General features: G+C 64.6%; 16 protein-coding genes. 13 read left to right on the top strand and 3 right to left on the bottom strand.

Translation table 11 applies throughout. The features are described from left to right. The first annotated feature begins 1 nt into the window (after position 1). The 3 genes from ACNJYD_RS22715 to ACNJYD_RS22705 all read left to right on the top strand — a co-directional run bounded on the left by ACNJYD_RS22715 (position 2) and on the right by ACNJYD_RS22705 (position 3,520). Positions 2-1,027 (top strand): ABC transporter substrate-binding protein, encoded by a 1,026-nt coding sequence (locus ACNJYD_RS22715; protein WP_212257400.1) that lies wholly within the window; start codon positions 2-4, stop codon positions 1,025-1,027. Between the two features lie 16 nt (positions 1,028-1,043). Next, positions 1,044-2,477: an amidohydrolase family protein gene (locus tag ACNJYD_RS22710; RefSeq protein WP_439363344.1), complete on the top strand. Its 1,434-nt coding sequence runs from the start codon at positions 1,044-1,046 to the stop codon at positions 2,475-2,477. A 134-nt stretch (positions 2,478-2,611) separates the two neighbouring features. Beyond that, positions 2,612-3,520 carry an amino acid ABC transporter substrate-binding protein gene (locus ACNJYD_RS22705; protein ID WP_439363343.1) on the top strand — a complete coding sequence of 303 codons (909 nt, stop codon included), beginning with the start codon at positions 2,612-2,614 and terminating at the stop codon, positions 3,518-3,520. Positions 3,521-3,543: 23 nt separating this feature from the next. Here the strand turns inward: ACNJYD_RS22705 and ACNJYD_RS22700 are convergent, their stop codons facing one another. Beyond that, on the bottom strand, positions 3,544-5,169 hold the full coding sequence (locus tag ACNJYD_RS22700; protein WP_439363342.1) for a long-chain fatty acid--CoA ligase: 1,626 nt from the start codon (positions 5,167-5,169) through the stop codon (positions 3,544-3,546). Between the two features lie 176 nt (positions 5,170-5,345). Between ACNJYD_RS22700 and ACNJYD_RS22695 the strand changes: the two genes are divergently transcribed. From ACNJYD_RS22695 to ACNJYD_RS22665, 7 genes are all read left to right on the top strand, one after another. Then, positions 5,346-7,190 (top strand): flavin-containing monooxygenase, encoded by a 1,845-nt coding sequence (locus ACNJYD_RS22695; RefSeq protein ID WP_439363341.1) that lies wholly within the window; start codon positions 5,346-5,348, stop codon positions 7,188-7,190. Positions 7,191-7,195: 5 nt separating this feature from the next. Beyond that, positions 7,196-7,999, top strand: a complete 804-nt coding sequence (locus ACNJYD_RS22690) for a shikimate dehydrogenase family protein (protein ID WP_212257405.1) — start codon at positions 7,196-7,198, stop codon at positions 7,997-7,999. A gap of 119 nt (positions 8,000-8,118) precedes the next feature. Then, positions 8,119-8,934 (top strand): lytic murein transglycosylase, encoded by an 816-nt coding sequence (locus ACNJYD_RS22685; protein WP_172786282.1) that lies wholly within the window; start codon positions 8,119-8,121, stop codon positions 8,932-8,934. A gap of 113 nt (positions 8,935-9,047) precedes the next feature. After that, positions 9,048-9,269, top strand: coding sequence for a hypothetical protein (locus tag ACNJYD_RS22680; protein ID WP_439363340.1), 222 nt, complete (start codon positions 9,048-9,050; stop codon positions 9,267-9,269). Positions 9,270-9,281: 12 nt separating this feature from the next. Further along, the gene (locus ACNJYD_RS22675) at positions 9,282-9,704 is read left to right on the top strand and encodes a hypothetical protein (protein WP_172786283.1); all 423 of its coding nucleotides are present in this window, start codon (positions 9,282-9,284) and stop codon (positions 9,702-9,704) included. Positions 9,705-10,093: 389 nt separating this feature from the next. Beyond that, positions 10,094-10,540, top strand: coding sequence for a MaoC family dehydratase (locus ACNJYD_RS22670; RefSeq protein WP_172786284.1), 447 nt, complete (start codon positions 10,094-10,096; stop codon positions 10,538-10,540). An 86-nt stretch (positions 10,541-10,626) separates the two neighbouring features. Continuing rightward, entirely contained in the window at positions 10,627-11,139 is a 513-nt protein-coding gene (locus ACNJYD_RS22665) for a hypothetical protein (RefSeq protein ID WP_439363339.1), read from the top strand. 50 nt (positions 11,140-11,189) lie between these two features. Here the strand turns inward: ACNJYD_RS22665 and ACNJYD_RS22660 are convergent, their stop codons facing one another. Together ACNJYD_RS22660 and ACNJYD_RS22655 are read right to left on the bottom strand one after the other, a co-directional pair. Continuing rightward, positions 11,190-14,378: an efflux RND transporter permease subunit gene (locus tag ACNJYD_RS22660; protein ID WP_212257409.1), complete on the bottom strand. Its 3,189-nt coding sequence runs from the start codon at positions 14,376-14,378 to the stop codon at positions 11,190-11,192. A gap of 120 nt (positions 14,379-14,498) precedes the next feature. Next, positions 14,499-15,743: an efflux RND transporter periplasmic adaptor subunit gene (locus tag ACNJYD_RS22655; protein ID WP_212257410.1), complete on the bottom strand. Its 1,245-nt coding sequence runs from the start codon at positions 15,741-15,743 to the stop codon at positions 14,499-14,501. Positions 15,744-15,941: 198 nt separating this feature from the next. Between ACNJYD_RS22655 and ACNJYD_RS22650 the strand changes: the two genes are divergently transcribed. The 3 genes from ACNJYD_RS22650 (at position 15,942) to guaD (ending at position 19,599) form a co-directional block, all read left to right on the top strand. Beyond that, complete coding sequence (locus ACNJYD_RS22650; RefSeq protein WP_439363338.1) at positions 15,942-16,547, top strand: TetR/AcrR family transcriptional regulator; 606 nt, start codon at positions 15,942-15,944, stop codon at positions 16,545-16,547. Between the two features lie 421 nt (positions 16,548-16,968). Continuing rightward, entirely contained in the window at positions 16,969-18,186 is a 1,218-nt protein-coding gene (locus ACNJYD_RS22645; protein WP_439363337.1) for a multidrug effflux MFS transporter, read from the top strand. 15 nt (positions 18,187-18,201) lie between these two features. After that, positions 18,202-19,599, top strand: a complete 1,398-nt coding sequence (guaD, locus tag ACNJYD_RS22640) for a guanine deaminase (protein ID WP_439363336.1) — start codon at positions 18,202-18,204, stop codon at positions 19,597-19,599. Position 19,600 lies beyond the last annotated feature (1 nt).

The following is a 19,600-nucleotide window of genomic DNA, read 5'->3' as shown; positions in this document are numbered from 1 at the left end:
GATGTTGAGGAAAGTCACCGCCGCGCTGCTGGGATTGGCGCTGTCCGCAGGGGCCGCCACGGCGCAGGACACCACGATCAAGTTCACGCTGGGCTGGAAAACCCAGGGTAGCGATGCCGCCTTCTTCTATGCCAAGGACAACGGCTTCTTCAAAGAGGAAGGCCTCAACGTCGTCATCGATCAGGGCGAGGGCTCCGGCGCCACCGTCACGCGCGTGATGTCCGGTGCCTACGACGCCGGCTTCGGCGACGTCAACGCCATCATCCAGAACGCCTCGACCAAGCCGCAGGAGGCGCCGGTCATGGTCTACATGATGTGGAATCAGCCGCCGTTCGCGATCGTCGCCAAGAAGACCAGCGGCATCAACACCATCAAGGATTTCGAAGGCCACACGCTCGGCGGTGCGCAGGGCACGCCGACGACGCGCCTGTTGCCGGTGTTCACCCGCAAGAACGGGCTCGACGGCGAGAAGATCAAGATCTCCAACATGGCGCCGAACCTGCAGGAGCCGATGCTGATCAAGGGCGACATCGATGCGGCCCTGGTCTTCAACATCACCAGCTATTTCAACCTGGTGCTCAACCGCCAGGATCCGGACAAGGACTTCAAATGGTTCTCGTTCGGCGAGTATGGTCTCGATCTCTATTCGAACGGCGTGATGGTCTCCCGCAAGCTGATCGCCTCGAATCCGAAGGCCGTCGCGGGCCTGGTGCGCGCCATCAACAAGGGTGCGATTGCGGTTGCCAAGGACCAGAATGCCGGCATGAAGGCGGCGCTGAACTACGACAACCTCATCAACGCCGAGGTGGAGAAGCGCCGGCTGCAATATTCCTTCGAGAAGCTGATCGTCTCGGCGGAGATGAAGGAGATCGGCATCGGCGACATCAAGGACGACCGCATGACCCGCGCCATCGGCATCGTGGTCGAGGGCTATCAGCTCGCCCGCGCCCCGACGCCGGCGGAGGTGTTCTCGCGCGAATTCCTGCCGCCGCGCGCGGAGCGGGAGCTGGTGTATACTGCCAACTGAACTTGGAGGGACAGCGATGGCCACGGAGATCTCGGCAACCAGCCTGTTCCGTGGCCCTGACCGTGGCGTCAGCGACAACGTCGTGCTGCGGCACGACGGCGGCGTTATCACCGATATCTCGGAAGGTGCGGGGACGGGGCCGCGCTCCTTCGTCATCCCCGCCTTCGTCAACGCCCATGATCATGCCCGCGCCACCGCCTCGTCCTTCGGCGCGGTCGGCATGCCCCTGGAAAGCTGGATTCTGCGCACCGCGCTGGGCGCGCCCGTTGATCCCTATCTGACCGCCGTCTCTGCGCTGGCCCGCTCCGCCAAGGCAGGCTGCGCGGCGATGATGGTCCACTACACGCGCCCGAGCGGGACGATGCCGCTGGTGGACGAAGCCAAGGCCGTTGCGAAAGCCGCGTCCGACGTCGGCATCCGCATCGCGTTTGCATTGGCGGTGCGCGACCAGAACCCCATCGTCTACGGTGATGCCGAGCCGGTGCTCTCAGGGCTTCCCGGGAACGATCGCAAGACCATCGAGGATCTCTTCGTTCGCGCGCCGCTCTCGCCGAGGGCCTATATCGAGCTGACCGATGCGATTGCCGCAGCCATCGCCGGGCCGATGGTCGACGTGCAGCTTGGACCCGCCGGCGTACAATGGTGCTCGAAGCCGCTGCTGGAGGCGGTGGCGGAGAACTCCGCGCGGACCGGCCGCCGCATTCACATGCATCTGCTGGAAACAATGTACCAGCGCGCCTGGGCCGACCGGCACTTTCCCGACATGGTACGCTGGCTGCGCGATGTCGGCTTTCTCTCGGAGCGGCTGACGCTGGCGCATTGCATCCACGCCCGTCCCGAAGAGCTCGAGATGATCGCGGCCTCCGGCGCGCGCATCGTCACCAATTTCAGCTCGAACATGCATCTGCGCTCGGGCCTTGCTCCGATTGCCGCCGCGCACAGATGCGGCTGCGCCATCACCGTCGGCGTCGACGGCCTGGCGCTGGACGAGGATGACGACATTTTGCGCGAGATGCGGCTGGTGCAGATGGTCCATGGCGGCGTCGGCTTCAAGGCGACGTGGACGCCGACCGAGATGTTTTCGCTCGCCGTCCGCAACGGCCGCCGCGCAACCGGCGCGCCTGGAAGTGGGGAGCTCGCCGCCGGCAATCCGGCCGACTACGTCGTGATTGATCTCGATCGGCTCGATCGAGACCAGGTCATGCCGGTCGATCCCATGGCGCTGCTGTTTGCGCGTGGCAACGCGTCGCTGGTGAGGGAGGTCGTCGTCGCCGGCAAGACGATCGTGCGGGACGGGATCTGCGCCGGCATCGACCTGCCAGCCGTCGAGCAGGAATTGCGGGCGATGTACCGTGCCAATGTCGGCAAGCTCGACAGCTTCCGGCGGATGTGGCCGTCCCTGTCGGATCGGCTGAGCGGCTGGTTCGAGCAGCAGCTGACCTGCGAGTGACGCGCCGATGGGCCGCGACGGAATGTATATCAAACAGCGATAGCTGGTAGACGCAGCCGCGTCTGGCGCTCGACTGATCTGTAGGCTATCAGCTCCTCGATAGCTCGACGCCAATTCCCTTCGAGGAGCCCCTGATGCGCCTACCGACCGTTCTCCTGGCCCTGACATGTCTTGCGGGCGCAGCTTCAGCCGAAGACCTCACGGGCACGCTTCAGAAGGTGAAGGAGACCAAGAAGATCACGCTGGGCTATCAGGAGGCCTCGGTCCCGTTCAGCTATCTCGACGGCAACCAGAAGCCGGTCGGCTTTGCCATGGACATCTGCCTTGGGATCGTTGATGCCGTGAAGAAGCAACTCGGCATGCCCGACATTTCGGTCGAGACTGTCGCGGTGACGTCGTCGAACCGCATCCCGCTGATGGTCAACGGCACGCTTGACCTGCATTGCTCGGCGACCACCAACAACGCCGACCGCCAGAAGCAGGTCGCCTTCACCAACACGCATTTCCTCAGCGCGACGCGGTTCGCGGCCAGGAAGGCGGCGAACGTCAAGACCATCGACGATCTCAAGGGCAAGGCGGTCACGGCGGTGGCGGGATCTGTGAACCTGACGCAGCTCGCCAAGGTCAACACCGAGCGCAATCTCGGCATCAACATCATGCCCGCCAAGGACCAGGCCGAGGCCTTCCTGCTGCTGGAGACCGACCGCGCCCAGGCCTATGCGCTCGACGACGTCCAGCTCGCGGTCGCGATCGCGCGGTCGAAGGAGCCGCAGGCTTACATGATCAGCGAGGAAGCGTTCTCCAAGCCCGAGCCTTACGGCATCATGCTGCGGCGGGAGGATGCGCCGTTCAAGGCACTTGCCGATCGCGCCACCGCGGAGCTTTATGCCAGCCCCGAGATCGAGGTTCTCTACAAGAAGTGGCTGCAATCGCCGACGCCGCCGAACGGCCTCAACTACAACGTCCCGATGTCATCAGCCTTGCGCAACGCCTTCAAGAAGCCGAGCTCGAGCGCCGACCCTGATGTCTACGTTGTGAACTGAGGCGGGCTGGGCGCTGACGGGCGTTAGGCGACGCGGTACTCCCTGAAGCGCTCGCGCAGCGCCGATTTCAGCACCTTGCCAGTGCCGGTCATCGGGAATTCGTCTAGGAATTCGACGGCGTCCGGCAGCCACCAGCTCGCGAGCTTCGGACGCATGTGCTCGAGCAGCGTCTTGCCGTCGACCGTCGCTCCCTTCTTGCGGACGACGAGGAGCAGGGGGCGCTCCTGCCATTTCTCGTGGCTGATCGCGACGACGGCCGCTTGCAGCACGTCGGGATGGGACAGGGCGATGTCCTCGAGCTGGATCGAGGAGATCCACTCGCCGCCGGACTTGATCACGTCTTTGGAGCGGTCGGTCAGCGTGACGTGGCCTTGCGGGTCGATCACGGCCATGTCGCCGGTGATCAGCCAGCCGTCGCGGTCGAGGCCTTCGTCCAGCTTCATGTAGCCGGATGCGACCCAGGGCCCGCGGGCGCGCAGATGCCCGACGGTCTTGCCATCGCGCGGTAGCTCGACGCCGGAATCATCGACGATGCGCAAATGCGTGCCGAAGCAGGCGCGGCCGGAGACCTGACGGCGGTCGAATTTCTCCGTCTCGCTGAGATGCTCCGAGCCTGGCCGCAGCCCCGGCATCGAGCAGCCCAGCGCCTCGGTCATGCCCCAGGCCTGGATGTAATCGACATTGTACTCGCGCTTGAGCTTCTCGACCATCGCGCGCGGCGGGGCCGAGCCCGACGACAACGTCGCCCGTAAGGTTGAGAATCTGTTGCCTGTCCGCGCGAGCCAGTCGAGCAGGATCAGCCAGAAGCTCGGCACGCCCGCCGACAGCGTCACCTTCTCGCCTTCCAGCAATTCGTAGAGCTTGTCCGGCTCATAGTTGCGGCCGGGCAGCACGAGCTTGGAGCCGGTGTAGGGCGCGCTGAACGGCATGTTCCAGCCATTGCCGTGAAACAGCGGCGCCATCGGCATCATCACCTCGCGCACGCCTTCGACATGTCCCGACAGGAAGTCGAAATTGCAGCAGGTCATGGTCTGCAGGATCGCGGCGCGGTGCGAATAGATCACGCCCTTTGGATTGCCCGTCGTGCCCGAAGTGTAGCAGATCGTCGAGGCGGATTTCTCGTCGAACTCCGGCCAGGCGAAGCCGGCATCGGTCTCCTTCTCAAGAAGCTCTTCGTAGCAATGCACATTCGTAAGCTTCGTCTCGGGCATTCGCTCGCGCGAGGACATCACGACATAGGCCTCGACCGTCTTCAGCTGCGGCGCGATCGCCTCCACGAACGGCAGCGTGGCGCGGTCGATGAAGAGCAGGCGGTCCTCGGCGTGGTTGATGATGTAGACGAGCTGCTCGGGAAACAGCCTGGGATTAACGGTGTGCAGCACGTAGCCCATGCCTGGCGCCGCATAGAACATCTCGAAATGCCGGTGCGTGTTCCAGGCCAGCGTTCCGACGCGGTCGCCTTGCCTCATGCCGAGCCGCTTCAGCGCCAGCGCCATGCGCCTGATGCGCGGATGGGCCTCGGCATAGGTGTAGCGATGAATGTCGCCCTCGATTTCGCGTGCGACGATCTCGGCTTCGCCATGATAGTCGGCCGCATATTGGATCAGGCCGCTGATCAGCAGCGGCATGTCCATCATCAATCCCTGCATGTTTCCCTCCGGATTGCCACGTCGTTGCATGGCGTAGGCTTGTGATTTGCGCTTGAGGTTAGCGGAACGTCACGCGGCGTTCACGTAAAAAACAATCAGCGTGATTGCATGCCGCGCTTTTTCGGCGCTAACGTGCGGTGAGCTGCCGGCGAAGCAGCATGCGCGGGAGGAATCGAATGTCAGCGGAAAGACACAAGACCGATGCAGCCGGCGCATCTACGGTTGATATTTCCGCCCTCCGTGCCCGTTATCGCGACGAGCGCGACCGCCGTCTGCGCGCCGAGGGCAAGGCGCAATATGTCGAGGCGACAGGCGAGTTCGGCCGTTATCTCGACGATCCCTGGGCCGATCCCGGCTTTGCGCGCGCAGCGATCAGTGAAGCGACCGAAGTGCTCATCGTCGGCGGTGGGTTCGGCGGCCTGCTGTGTGGCGCGCGATTGCGCGAGGCCGGCATCGCGGATTTTCGTATCGTGGAAAAGGCCGCCGACTTCGGCGGCACCTGGTACTGGAATCGTTATCCCGGCGCCGCCTGCGATACCGAGAGCTATATCTATCTGCCGCTGCTGGAAGAGACCGGCTACATGCCGGTGCGCAAATATGCCCGGGCGCCGGAGATCTACGAGCATTCGCGCCGCATCGGCCGTCATTTCGGGCTGTACGAGCGCGCGCTGTTTCAGACCGTGATCTCGCGGATGTCCTGGCAGGAGCAGGAAGCGCGTTGGCTGGTCGAGACCGATCGCGGCGACCGGATCGCCGCGCGCTTCGTCATCCTCGCCGGCGGACCGCTCAGCCGTCCGAAGCTGCCGGGCATTCCCGGCATCGAAACGTTCAGAGGTCACAGCTTTCATACCAGTCGCTGGGATTACGGCTACACCGGCGGCAATGCGGACGGTGGCCTGACCGGCCTTGCCGACAAGCGCGTCGGCATCATCGGCACCGGCGCCACCGCCGTGCAATGCGTGCCGCATCTCGGCCGTTCGGCCAAGGAGCTCTATGTATTCCAGCGCACGCCGTCCGCGATCGGCATTCGCGACGATCGTCCGACGGAGCCGGACTGGGCGCAGAGCCTCAAGCCAGGCTGGCAGCGCGAGCGCATGGACAATTTCACGGCCGTGATTTCAGGCGAGCCGTTCGAGCAGGATCTGGTGCAGGACGGCTGGACTGGCCTGCTCGGCGAGATCCTGCTGGCGCCGCGCCGGCAACCCCAGCCGGTGACCTCGCTGGAGGAGGCGCTGAAGGTGATCGAGCAGGCCGACTACCGCAAGATGGAGGAGATCCGCGCGCGCGTCGACACGGTGGTCAAGCATGGGGCGACCGCGGCAGCGCTCAAGCCCTGGTACAAGGCGTTCTGCAAGCGCCCCTGCTTCCACGACGAATATCTCGATACGTTCAACCGTCCCAACGTGCATCTGGTCGATACCGGGGGGAAGGGCGTCGAACGCATCACCGAGAACGCCGTCGTCGCCAATGGCAAGGCCTACGAGCTCGACTGCCTGATCTATGCCAGCGGCTTCGAGGTCGGCACCGATTACGCGCGCCGCATGGGCTTCGAGGTCTACGGCCGCGACGGCATGAGCCTGTCCGAGCGCTGGCAGGACGGCGTCAAGACGCTGCACGGCTTCTACAGCCGCGGCTTTCCGAACTGCTTCCTGATCGTCACCGTTCAGGCGGGACAGAGCGCCAACTTTCCGCACATCATCGACGAGCAGTCGCAGCACATCGCCTATGTCGTCAAGGAGGCGCGCGAGCGCAAGGCACGCGCCCTGGAGCCGACGCATGCCGCCGAGAACGCCTGGGTCGAGGAGGTCGTGAAGGCCGCGCTCGGCCGCCAGACCTATCTCGCCGAATGTACGCCGGGCTACTACAACAACGAAGGCGTGTTCGATCCGATCGCGGCGAGAAACAGCCAATATTGGCGCGGGCCGGTGGCATTCCTGCGGCTGCTCGAGAAATGGCGCAAGGAGGGCAATCTGGAAGGTCTGGAATTGAGCTATGGGACCGCCGCGCCGGCCCAGGCTTGAGCGGCATGATCCCGGCCCCCACAGGTGCCACGCGACTCTACGTCATCGTCGGCGATCCCATCGCGCAGGTGCGCTCGCCGGCGGGCGTATCGGCCGCCTTTGCCGCGCGCGGGCACGACGGTCTGCTCGTGCCTGTCCAGGTGACGCCAGGGGATCTGCCTGACTTTCTCTCGGTGGCCGGGCGGCTGAAGAACCTCGACGGCATCGTCGTGACCATCCCGCACAAATTTGCCTGCTACCAGGCCTGTGCGAGCGCGACGGCACGCGCGCATTTCCTGCGGACCGTGAATCTGATGCGGCGGCGTCCCGACGGGGGTTGGCACGGCGACATGGTGGACGGCCTCGGCTTCGTCGGTGCGGCGCGGGCGACGGGCATCGATCCAAAGGGCATGCGGGCGCTGCTTGTCGGTGCGGGCGGGGCGGGCTCGGCGATCGCACTCGAACTGCTCGAGGCCGGCGTTCGCGAGCTTGCGATCCATGACAGTCTGCCCGAGCGGCGCGACGTACTGGTCGGCCAGCTCAACAGACTAGGCAAGGCACCGGTCCGGGTCGGCTCGGAGGATCCGGCCGGCTTCGACTTCGTCGCCAATGCCACGCCCGCCGGTATGAAGGATGGCGACCCGCTGCCGGTCGATGTGGCGCGGCTCGTACCGTCGACCTATTGCGGCTGCGTCATCACCAAGCCCGAAGTATCGCCCTTTATCGCAGCGGCCCGCAGGATCGGCTGCGTCACCGGGACCGGCACCGATATGTACCAGCAGCACCAGAGCATCATGGTGGATTTTTTGCTGGGCGCGGAGGGGACGTAAGGCGCCGGTGTCAAGGGCTTTGCTTGTATTGATTGTAGCATCCGGGACTTGAGCGAGTGCAACTGACGTAGGATCATGCGATCTCGCGCGAGCCGGTCGCGCCATCCGGAGAGGTCGTAATGATGAAGGGCAGGACAGTCGCAACCGCGGTGATTGGCGCGACCGCGCTGCTTCTCTCGCTGCCTGTGGCCGAGGCCGCGCAATGCGGCAGCTCGCCGGCCGGCTTCGAGGCCTGGAAGCGCGAGTTCAGCGCGGAGGCGCAGGGCAAGGGCATCGGTCCCACCGCGCTGTCGGCGCTGATGCAGACGAACTATGCCAGCGCCACCATCGCGGCTGACCGCGGCCAGCGCAGCTTCTCGCTGACGCTCGACCAGTTCCTGGCCAAGCGGGGTGCCACCACCATCGTCGCCAAGGGCCGGCAGCTCAAGCAGTCACAGGCCGCCTTGTTCGCCTCGATCCAGCAGCGCTATGGCGTGCCGCCCGGGCCGCTGATCGCGATCTGGGGCATGGAGACCGGCTTCGGCAGCCAGCGCGGCAACCAGAACATGCTGTCGTCGATCGCGACCCTCGCATATGATTGCCGCCGTCCCGAATTCTTCACCGACCAGCTCTATGCCGCCCTGAAGCTGATCGACCGTGGTACGCTGTCGGGATCGACCCGCGGCTCCATGCATGGCGAGGTCGGCCAGACCCAGTTCATGCCCAAGAACATTCTGGCCTACGGCACGGGCAATCTCGAAGTTGCGGCCAATGCGCTGAACTCGACGGCGAATTTCCTCAAAGGCCATGGTTGGCGCGCGGGAGCCGGATACCAGCCGGGCGAGCCCAATTTCGCCGCGATCGAGGCCTGGAATGCTGCGGGCGTCTATCAGAAGGCGATCGCGCTGATGGGCCGGCAGATCGACGAGGGCGGGGGTGCTGCGGCCTCGCGCTGAGCTCTGGCTCAGCGACGTGTGATGCGACGGTGCGAGAAAGTTGTTGCCTTCTGGAACCGACGGCACGAGGTTTGCTTTGATCAAGTTCAGGGCTGGGCATGAGGAGACTCAACATGGCTACCCAGATCGTGATGGACCAGACTGGCGATACGCGCCACGAGTTTGATCCTGGCAATGCCGAAGTGCTGGCGCGAGCCGAACGGCGCTTTCGGGAGCTCACCGGAGCCGGCTTCACCGCCGCGCTTCGAACCGGACCCGGCGAAGTGACCCGGATCCGATCATTCGATCCGACCGCGCAGGAAACGCTGTTCTATCCCCGCCTGGTCGGCGGTTGATCTGAGCTGCTCATGATCGCGGCAGTTTGGCTCCGCGCGCCAGCGCGTGCGCGTCTGCATGCGCTGCGTGAACTCTATCGCCGCTTCTTCGGCGAGAATACGCCGGATGCCCGCGGCCGCCGGCTTCTGGCCGAATGGCTGTCGCCGGCGCAGCGCGCGCAATTCGAGCAATACCGGTATTTCGACGTCGTCGGTTGCGACACCGGCAGGATCTATCGCATTCACTACGGCACAGCCGCGAACGTCCACGAGGTCGACAGTGACGGGCGTGCGACGATGGGGTGGTGCTTCGTCCCGTCAGGCTTCCTGGTGCCGGGCGACGTGATGCTGGCGCAGAAGATCGCGCTCGAGACGGACGAGAAGGGGGCGCTTGCGCTCGCCAACCGGTTTCCGCCGGCGACGCATTCCGAGCACTTCTACCGGCGGCCTTTCTAGCGTCGGGAAGGGGGCAACTTTCAGGAATGCGTGGTGCGGTAGGCGTCGAGCGCATGCGCCGCGAAGACGCCGATGCTGCACAGTGCGAGCAGGGCCGAGATCAGCTCGATCATCGCTCGTCCTCCCGTAGCGGCTGGGCAACGAGGTTCTGGCAGCACGAATATTCGTAGATCAGGTCGAGGATGAACTGCATGGTGGCCGTCCCTGTATTTATTTTGACAACCACTTAAGCCGCGATCTGTTTCAGGCGTGTTTCGTCGCATCGGGAAAGGGGTTTCACGAGGAACCTTGCGCTGGTTTGTGCGCTGCGGGCCCGCTATATCCCTCATGGCTCAGGCGATTTTGAGCCGTCTCTTCGGGAGCGGCACATCATATTGCGAGGCAAAATCATGGCGCAGGTCGAGTGGTTCGACGATCTCACCATCGGAATGCGGTTCAAATCCCCCGAAGTCGTGGTTACCGAGGCCGACATCAAGCGCTTCGCTGCCGAGTTCGATCCGCAGCCGATGCATCTCGACCACGAGGCGGCGAAGCAGACCCTGTTCAAGGGGCTTGCCGCCTCGGGATGGCACACCGCCGCGATCGCCATGAACCTTGCGATCCAGACCCGTCCGTTCGGCCCGCATCCGCTGATCGGCGCCGGTGTGGACGGGCTGCGCTGGACCATGCCGGTGCGGCCCAACGACCGCCTGCATTTGGTCGGCGAGGTCATGAGCCTGACGCCGTCGAAATCGAAGCCGCAGGGGATCGCGCTGGTGAAATGGACCATGTTCAACCAGAACGGCGAGGAGGTTTACACCTTCACTCCGATCGCGATCGTGCCGCGGTCGGGATAGGACGGCCGCCGGCCATTCGCCTCGCCCTCTTGCGAGCCGCCGGCGGAGGTGGTCATCTCGGCGCGGGGAACGCGCTGGAGGCCGACATGAAACGATCTCTTCTCGCCGCCGGAATTCTCGCTTGCGCCTTGAGCGCAACCGTGTTGGGCCCAAGCGCTGCGCTTGCGCAACAATCCAAGGTCGGCGACTGGACCATCGAGAAGCGCACGCAGGACACCCACTGCAATGCCAGCCGCGGCTACAAGGACAAGGATGACGAGAATCGCGACTACGTCATCGTGATCACCTATTCCGAGCAGGCGATCGTGATCGTGATGATCTACGACGGTTGGGAATGGGACAAGGTCGGCGAGATCCTCCGGGCCGATGTCGCCACTGACGATGCCGACATCATGAAGAAGGCCAAGTGGGAGGTCATGGACAAGACCACGGTGCGCGGCATCTTCGCATACGATCAGTCGATCATGGATCGCCTCGCGAAGGCCAAGCGCCTCACGCTGGATTTCGAGGACGACGACGATGACAGCATCGAGATGCAGATCCCGCGAGCCGGCGAGGCGCTGGCGGCGCTGAAATTCTGCGAGGAGAACCGGAAATAATCGATCGACCTTGTTGGTCCCGCCGGGGGCGTGCCGCGGCGGGACACTGTTCACTCGGCAGGCCCGTGGACCGGCGCCGCGCCGATGTCGCTGCCGTGATGGATCAGCGGCTTCATGCCCGTGACGGTTCGGAGCAGCACATAGAACACCGGCGTCAGGAACAGGCCGAACACGGTGACGCCGATCATCCCGGAGAACACGGCAACGCCCATCGCGCGCCGCATCTCCGAACCGGCACCAGTCGAGAGCACCAGCGGCAGCACGCCCATGATGAACGCCATCGAGGTCATCAGGATCGGACGCAGCCGCAAGCGACTGGCTTCGATCGCGGCCCGGATCGGCGTGCGCCCGGCGAATTCGAGTTCGCGCGCGAATTCGACGATCAGGATCGCGTTCTTGGCGGAGAGGCCGACCAGCACGATGAGGCCGATCTGGGTGAAGACGTTGTTGTCGCCCTTTGAGATCCAGACGCCGAACATCGCGGCGAGCAAGCCCATCGGCACGATCATGATGATCGACAGCGGCAGGGTCAGGCTCTCATAGAGCGCGGCCAGCACCAGGAACACCAGCAGGATCGCCAGCGGAAACACCCAGATGCCCGAATTGCCGGCGATGAACTCCTGATAGGTCAGGTCGGTCCATTCGAAGGCAAAGCCCGGCGGCAGCACTTCCGCGGCGATCCGCGTCGCCGCCTCCTGTGCCTGTCCCGACGAGAAGCCGGGCGCGGCCGCCGCGTTGATGTCGGACGACAGGAAGCCGTTGTAGCGGATCGCGCGCTCCGGTCCCGCGCTCTGGCGGATCTTGAGCAGCGCCGACAATGGCACCATGTCGCCGGACGACGAGCGCACCTTCAATTGCCGGATGTCGTCGGCGCGGGCGCGGAACGGCGCGTCGGCCTGCACGCGGACGGAATAGGTGCGGCCGAACTTGTTGAAGTCGTTGACGTAGTAGGAGCCGAGGTAGATCTGCAGCGTGTTGAACACCTCCGTCACGGGCACGCCGAGCTGAAGCGCCTTGGTGCGGTCGATGTCGGCGAACAGCTGGGGCACGTTGACCTGGAAGCTTGAGAACACGCCGGCGATCTCCGGCGCCTTCTGCATCGCAGCCATGAAGGCGTTGGTCGCCTCGTTCAGGGCGTCATAGCCGAGACCGGCGCGGTCCTCGATCTGCAGCTTGAAGCCGCCGATGGTGCCGAGGCCGTTGACGGGCGGCGGCGGGAACATGGCGATGAAGGCTTCCTGGATCCCGGCATATTTCTTGTTCAGCTCGGCCGCAATCGCATTCCCGCTCAGGGCCGCATCCTTGCGCTCGTCGAACGGCTTCAGCGTCGAGAACACGATGCCGGCGTTGGAGGAGTTGGTGAAGCCGGAGATCGACAGGCCCGGGAAGGCTACCGAGCTCTCGACACCGGGCTGGGTCAGCGCGATGTCGCTCATCTTGCGGATCACCTCCTCGCTGCGGTCGAGCGTGGCGCCATCGGGCAGGCGGGCGAAGCCGACGAGGTACTGCTTGTCCTGGCCCGGCACGAAGCCGCTCGGCACCTGCTGGAACAGAAACGCCGTCAGCCCGACCAGCACCACATAGAGGCCCATCACCGCGGCCTTGCCCGAGATCACCTTGCCGACGGTGCCGCTGTAATTGTCCGAGGAACGCGTGAAGGCCTTGTTGAAGCCGCGGAAGAACCAGCCGAGGCTCTTTTCCATGATCAGCGTCAGCCGGTCCTTCGGTTCGTTGTGGCCCTTGAGCAGCAGCGCCGACAATGCCGGTGACAGCGTCAGCGAGTTGATGGCGGAGATCACGGTCGAGATCGCGATCGTCAGCGCGAACTGCTTGTAGAATTGCCCGGTGAGACCGGAGATGAAGGCGAGCGGCACGAACACCGCGATCAGCACCAGCGCGATCGCGATGATCGGGCCTGAGACCTCGCGCATCGCTTGATAGGTGGCATCCCGCGGTGACAGCCCCGCTTCGATGTTGCGCTCGACATTCTCGACCACGACGATGGCGTCGTCGACGACGATGCCGATGGCGAGCACGAGCCCGAACAGGCTGAGCGCGTTGATGGAGAAGCCGAACACGTGCATCACCGCGAACGTGCCCACGATCGACACCGGCACGGCCAGCAGCGGAATGATCGAGGCCCGCCAGGTCTGCAGGAACAGGATCACCACCAGCACCACCAGCGCGATCGCCTCCAAGAGCGTGTGGATCACGGCCTCGATCGAGGACCGCACGAACTGGGTGGGGTCGTAGACGATCTGGTAGGACACGCCCTCCGGCATGTTCTTCTTGATCTCCGCCATGGTGGCGCGGACATTGTCGGAGATCTGCAGCGCGTTGGAGCCGGGCGCCTGGAAGATCGGGATCGCCACCGCCTGCTTGTTGTCGAGCAGCGAGCGCAGTCCGTATTCGGAAGCGCCAAGCTCGATGCGCGCGACGTCGCGCAACCGCACGACCTCGCCGCGCGTACCGGTCTTGACCACGATGTCGCCGAACTGCTCCTCGTTGGCAAGCCGGCCTTCCGCATTGACCGAGAGCTGGAGATCGATGCCCTTGACGTTCGGGGAGGAGCCGACCACGCCGGCGGCGGCCTCGACGTTCTGCGCCTGGATCGCCCGCACGATGTCGCTCGCGGTCAGCCCATGCTCGGCGGCCTTCTGCGGATCGACCCAGACCCGCATCGAATAGTCGCCTGCGCCATAGAGCTGGACGTCGCCGACGCCGTCGATCCGCGCTAGCCGGTCCTTGACGTTGAGCACCGCGTAATTGCGCAAGTACGTCATGTCGTAGCGGCCGTTCGGCGACAACAGATGCACGACCATGGTGAGGTCGGGCGACGACTTCTTGGTGATGATGCCGAGCTGGCGCACCACGTTGGGCAGGCGCGGCTCGGCCTGCTGCACCCGGTTCTGCACCAGCTGCGTCGCTTTGTCGGGATCGGTGCCGAGCCGGAACGTCACCGTCAGCGTCATCGCGCCGTCGGTGGTCGCCTGGCTCGACATGTAGAGCATGTTTTCGACGCCGTTGATCTGCTCCTCGATCGGGGTCGCCACCGTCTCCGCGATCACCTTGGGGTTGGCGCCGGGATAGGTCGCGCGCACCACGACGGAGGGCGGCACCACGTCCGGATATTCCGAGATCGGCATCGCGAACAGCGAGATCAGCCCGGCGAGGAAGATCAGGACCGACAGCACGCCGGCGAAAATCGGACGGTCGATGAAGAACTTTGAGAGATTCATGGCCTTGCCCCCTCCGTCATTCCGGGGCGCGCGCGAACCCGGAATCCAGAAGTGAAGTAATCGGAGTTTCGTAACTGCGAGATCCCGGGTTCGGGCTTCGCCCGCCCCGGGATGAACTAACTAGCGCTGCACCACGTCCTGGTTGCTGTGGTTTGACGCCTGCTGGGGCCCCCGCGCGCCCATCGCTGCCACCTCCGTCTTGAGGAGGGCGCCCGGACGCACGCGTTGCAAACCGTTGACGACGATGCGGTCGCCGGACTTCAGGCCCGAGGTGACGATGCGAAGTCCATCGACGGCACCGCCGAGGGTGACCGGCCGGTAGACGGCGCGGCTGTCGTCGCCGACCGCCATCACGAACTTCTTGTCCTGGTCGGTGCCGATGGCGCGCTCGTCGATCATCACCAGTGCCTGTTGCTTGGGCTGGCCCATGCGCACGCGCGCGAACTGGCCGGGAATGAGGCGTCCGTCGTCGTTGCGGAATAGGGCGCGGACACGGATGGTGCCGCTCTGGCCGTTGACCTGGTTATCGATGAGCTGGATGTGGCCCTTTGCGGACAAGCCGCCCGACGTCGTCATCTCGACCGGGATCTGGTCGAGCTTGCCGCGGCTGCCGGTGCTATCTGCGATCGAGTTCAGTGCGCGCAGCACCAGCTCTTCGTCCGCATCGAACGAGGCGTAGATCGGATTGACCGAGACCAGCGAGGTCAGCACCGGCGAGGCGGTGCCGGCGGCGACGAGATTGCCGACGGTGACCTCGATCTTGCCGACGCGGCCATCCACGGGGGCGCGCACTTCGGTGTAATCGAGATTGAGCTTTGCGGTCTGCAGCGTCGCCTCGGCCGCCTTGACGTTGGCGATCGCTTCGCGATTGGCGTTGTCGCGCTGGTCGTAGTCGCGCCGGGTGACCACGGCGTTGCCGACGAGCTGCGCGCCGCGCTCGAGCTCGCTCTGGGTGAAGACGACGCGCGCTTTGGTGGCCTCGAGCTGGGCGGCCGCCTTGTCGACCTCGGCCGCATAGGGGGCTGGATCAATCTTGAACAGCACGTCACCGGCCTTCACCAGCGCGCCTTCGGTGAAGTTCGCCGACAGGATCGCGCCCGCGACGCGCGGGCGGAGCTCGACGCGGTTGATCGCCTCGAGCCGGCCGGAGAAATCGTCCCACAGCACGGTCTGCCGCGGCTCGATCATCGCCACCGTGACGGAAACAGCCTGTTCAGCTGCGGCCGCCGGTGCGGTGGCTTGCGCCGCATGAAAATAGCGGCCGGTCACGACCGAGCCGGCGGCGGCGAGGGCGCCCACGATGGCGACGCCACCCAGAAGGCGGCGGAAACGGCCGGTGCGGGAGGTATTTTGGGAGGGGGGCATTTGCGCGCTCCAGATATGTAGTGTTCACTACAGATGTGGAGCTGGATACCGCAGTGCAAGATACTTATGTACCATTCACTAAGAAAATTGTACGCCGATACCGCGACGATTGGAAGACACAAGAAAAAGAAAGCTAGAACAAATAGATAGGATCCTGCGTTAGGCTGAGGACAAACGCCGATCCGAGGAGACAGGCACATGGGCATGGGACGCCCCCGGGAATTCGACGCCGAAATGGCGTTGGACCAGGCGATGGAAGTGTTTTGGCGCCATGGCTATGAGGGCGCGACCATTGCCCAGCTCACCGAGGCCATGGGCATCAATCCGCCCAGTCTCTACGCCTGCTTCGGCAACAAGGAAGGGCTGCTGAAGGCCGCGCTCGACCGCTACACCAGGCTGCGCAACATCTGGATGGACGAGGTGGTGGCAGCCCCCAACGCCCGAGCCGTGGCCGAGCGCATGTTGATGGGCATCGCCGACAGGCAGACCGATCCCGCCAATCCGCCCGGCTGCCTGCTGGTGCAAGGCGGCATTGCCTGCGGCACAGGCTCCGAGAACGTCCCGTTCGAGCTCGCCGCGCGCCGCGCCCAGAACGAAGACCAGCTCCGCGACCGTTTCGTCCGCGCCAGGGCCGAGGGCGATCTCAAGGAGAGCGCCGATCCGGCTGCGCTCGCGCGCTATGTCTCGGCGGTGTCGGTCGGCATGGGCGTGATGGCGTCCTCGGGCGCGGATCGTGAAGCGCTGCGGCAGGTCGCGAGCGTGGCCGTGCAGGCGGTCGAGGCGCAGTCGGTCGATCGAACTTAGACCAGGGTGCGATCTGGACTGGTTTCAGCGAGGTACGGCTGTTGCCGCTTAGCCTCATTCCCGAGGAGGCTCGCGCAGAAGGAACCATGCCTTCCGATCGGTTAACGGCCTTTGGTGTGAGCCACACGCGATGGCGATCATGCAATCGTGCCGCTGTTTTGCCCGACGCATCAAGCGCCCCCACTAGGCTCGACTCACGAGGCGAAATTCTTCAACGATTTCTACTTTGCATGGGGTTGTTTTCGCATTTTTGTTTTGAGTGACGGCCATCATCGCCGAAACGGATCGACACGAAAGCTCCTAAGAGTTTCTACACACAGTTGTGTCAGCTTCCCGCGCGTCAATATCCGCAACCTGCATCGTCGCCTCTCATTGCGCGCACGAAAAGATGGGACCCGCGGGAATCGAGGGGGCGTAAGCCATGACTGCACTTGCTTCGGACGCCGGTCGCGCCAGGAGCGGGATCGTGCCGATCCTGTTGTGTGTCGTGCCGTTCAGCCAGATTCCGCTCGATGCCTATACGCCCGGCCTGCCGCAGATGGTGGTGGATCTCGCCGCCGATCCCGCCTCGATGCAGAACACCGTTACCGCTTACATGCTCGGTATGTCTCTGGCGCTGGTGCCGGTCGGTATTGCCTCGGACACAATCGGCCGCCGCAACGTGCTGCTCGCGGGCCTGTCGGTGCTGATTGCGATGAGCATCGCCTGTGCGCTCGCCACCAGCGCCTCGCTGCTGCTGGGCTTGCGCTTCCTGCAAGGCATCGGCGGCTGCACTTGTCTCGTTGTCGCCTATGCGGTCGCCGCTGATTGTTTCCGCGGCCGCGAGCTCACCGCGATCTCCGGCCTGCTTGGCGCAGCCTGGGGGCTTGCGCCGGTGCTGGCGCCGGCGGCCGGTGGCTTCATCGTCGAGCTGACCTCGTGGCGCGGTGTCTTCGTCGTCATTGCCCTCGCCGCGGCGATCGTTGCCACGATCGTCGTATTCCTTCTGCCTGAAACATTGCCGGCCGAGCGGCGTGCGCCGTTCGATCCGCGCCGCACCGCCGGCATCTTGCGCGATGCGCTGGTGCGGCCGGGCTTCCTCGCTTTCGTGCTGGTCTTTGCTGCCGCAGCCAGCGCGCAGCTGGCGTTCGGCGTGGTAGCGCCGTTCTTCTACCAGACTGGTCTTGGCTATTCGGCGGCAATCTACGGCCTCGTCGCACTCGGCCTAGGCGGGGTCAATCTCGCCGGCGAACTCGGCTGCGCGCATTTCGCGCGCTTCATGCCGGCGCGCATGCTGGGCTTCGGCGCCTTCGCGCTGTTCCTCGCCGGCGCCGCGGTTCTGACTGTAACAGGCATGACCCTCGGTCTCGATTTCACGTCGATCACGATCGGCGGCGCGCTGGTGCTCGGCGGCTGCGGCGTGCTGTGCCCGATGATGTACGGCATGGCGCTCGGCCTGTTCGAGCGCGACCACGGCTTGATCGGCGGCCTGATCAGCGCGCTCTGCTATCTCGCCGTCAGCGGCGCCATGGCGATCACGGCGGTGTTGCCCGAAGCGACGCAGGCGCCGATCGGATGGCTCTATCTCGGCCTCTGCGCCGTCGCCGGTACGCTGCTAGCGATCTCGCTGCCGTCGGCGCGGCAGGCCACACAGCCTTAAGGAAGGAACTCGATCATGACCACTGTCGGTATTCGCGGCACGTTCTTCGACTTCGTCGACGATCCCTGGAAGCATGTCGGCAACGAGCAGGCCTCCGCACGCTTTCACCAGGACGGCCTCATGGTCGTCGCGGACGGCGTGATCAAGGCCTTCGGCCCCTATGACAAGATCGCCGCCGCGCATCCCGGCGTTGAGGTCACTCATATCAAGGACCGCGTCATCGTCCCCGGCTTCATCGACGGCCACATCCATCTGCCGCAGACCCGGGTGCTGGGCGCCTATGGCGAGCAGCTGCTGCCGTGGCTGCAGAAGTGGGTCTATCCGGAAGAGCTCAAATACCGGGATCGCAACTACGCGCGCGAGGGCGTAAAGCGTTTCCTCGATGCGCTGCTCGCCTCCGGCACCACCACCTGCCAGGCCTTCACGAGCTCCTCGCCGGTCTCGACCGAAGAGCTGTTCGAGGAAGCGAGCCGGCGCAACATGCGCGTCATCGCGGGCCTCACCGGCATCGATCGCAACGCGCCGGCCGATTTCATCGATACCCCCGAGAATTTCTACCGCGACAGCAAGCGGCTGATCGCGCAGTATCACAACAAGGGCCGCAACCTCTACGCCATCACGCCGCGCTTCGCCTTCGGCGCCTCGCCGGAGTTGCTCAAGGCGTGCCAGCGCCTCAAGCACGAGCATCCGGATTGCTGGGTTAACACCCACATCTCCGAAAACCCGGCCGAATGCAGCGGCGTGCTGGTCGAGCATCCCGATTGCCAGGACTATCTCGGCGTCTACGAGAAGTTCGACCTGGTCGGGCCGAAATTCTCCGGCGGCCACGGCGTCTATCTCTCCAATAACGAGTTCCGCCGCATGTCGAAGAAGGGCGCGGCGGTGGTGTTCTGCCCGTGCTCGAACCTGTTCCTCGGCAGCGGCTTGTTCCGTCTCGGACGCGCCACCGATCCCGAGCATCGCGTCAAGATGTCGTTCGGCACCGACGTCGGCGGCGGCAACCGCTTCTCGATGATCTCCGTGCTAGATGACGCCTACAAGGTCGGCATGTGCAACAACACCCTGCTTGACGGCAGCATCGATCCCGCACGCAAGGACCTCGCGGAAGCCGAGCGCAACAAGCTCTCGCCCTATCGCGGCTTCTGGTCGATCACGCTCGGCGGCGCCGAAGGCCTCTACATCGACGACAAGCTCGGCAATTTCGAGCCCGGCAAGGAGGCCGATTTCGTCGCGCTCGATCCGAACGGTGGGCAGGTCGCGCAAGCGTGGCATCAATCGCTGATCGCCGACGGCGCCGGCCCGCGCTCGATGGATGAGGCCGCGAGCATGCTGTTCGCCGTCATGATGGTCGGCGACGATCGCTGCGTCGACGAGACCTGGGTGATGGGCAAGCGTCTCTACAAGAAGAGCTGAG

Source organism: Bradyrhizobium sp. SPXBL-02 (genome assembly GCF_051853065.1).
Taxonomy (GTDB): domain Bacteria; phylum Pseudomonadota; class Alphaproteobacteria; order Rhizobiales; family Xanthobacteraceae; genus Bradyrhizobium.
This window is presented reverse-complemented; position numbering and strand designations above follow the sequence as displayed.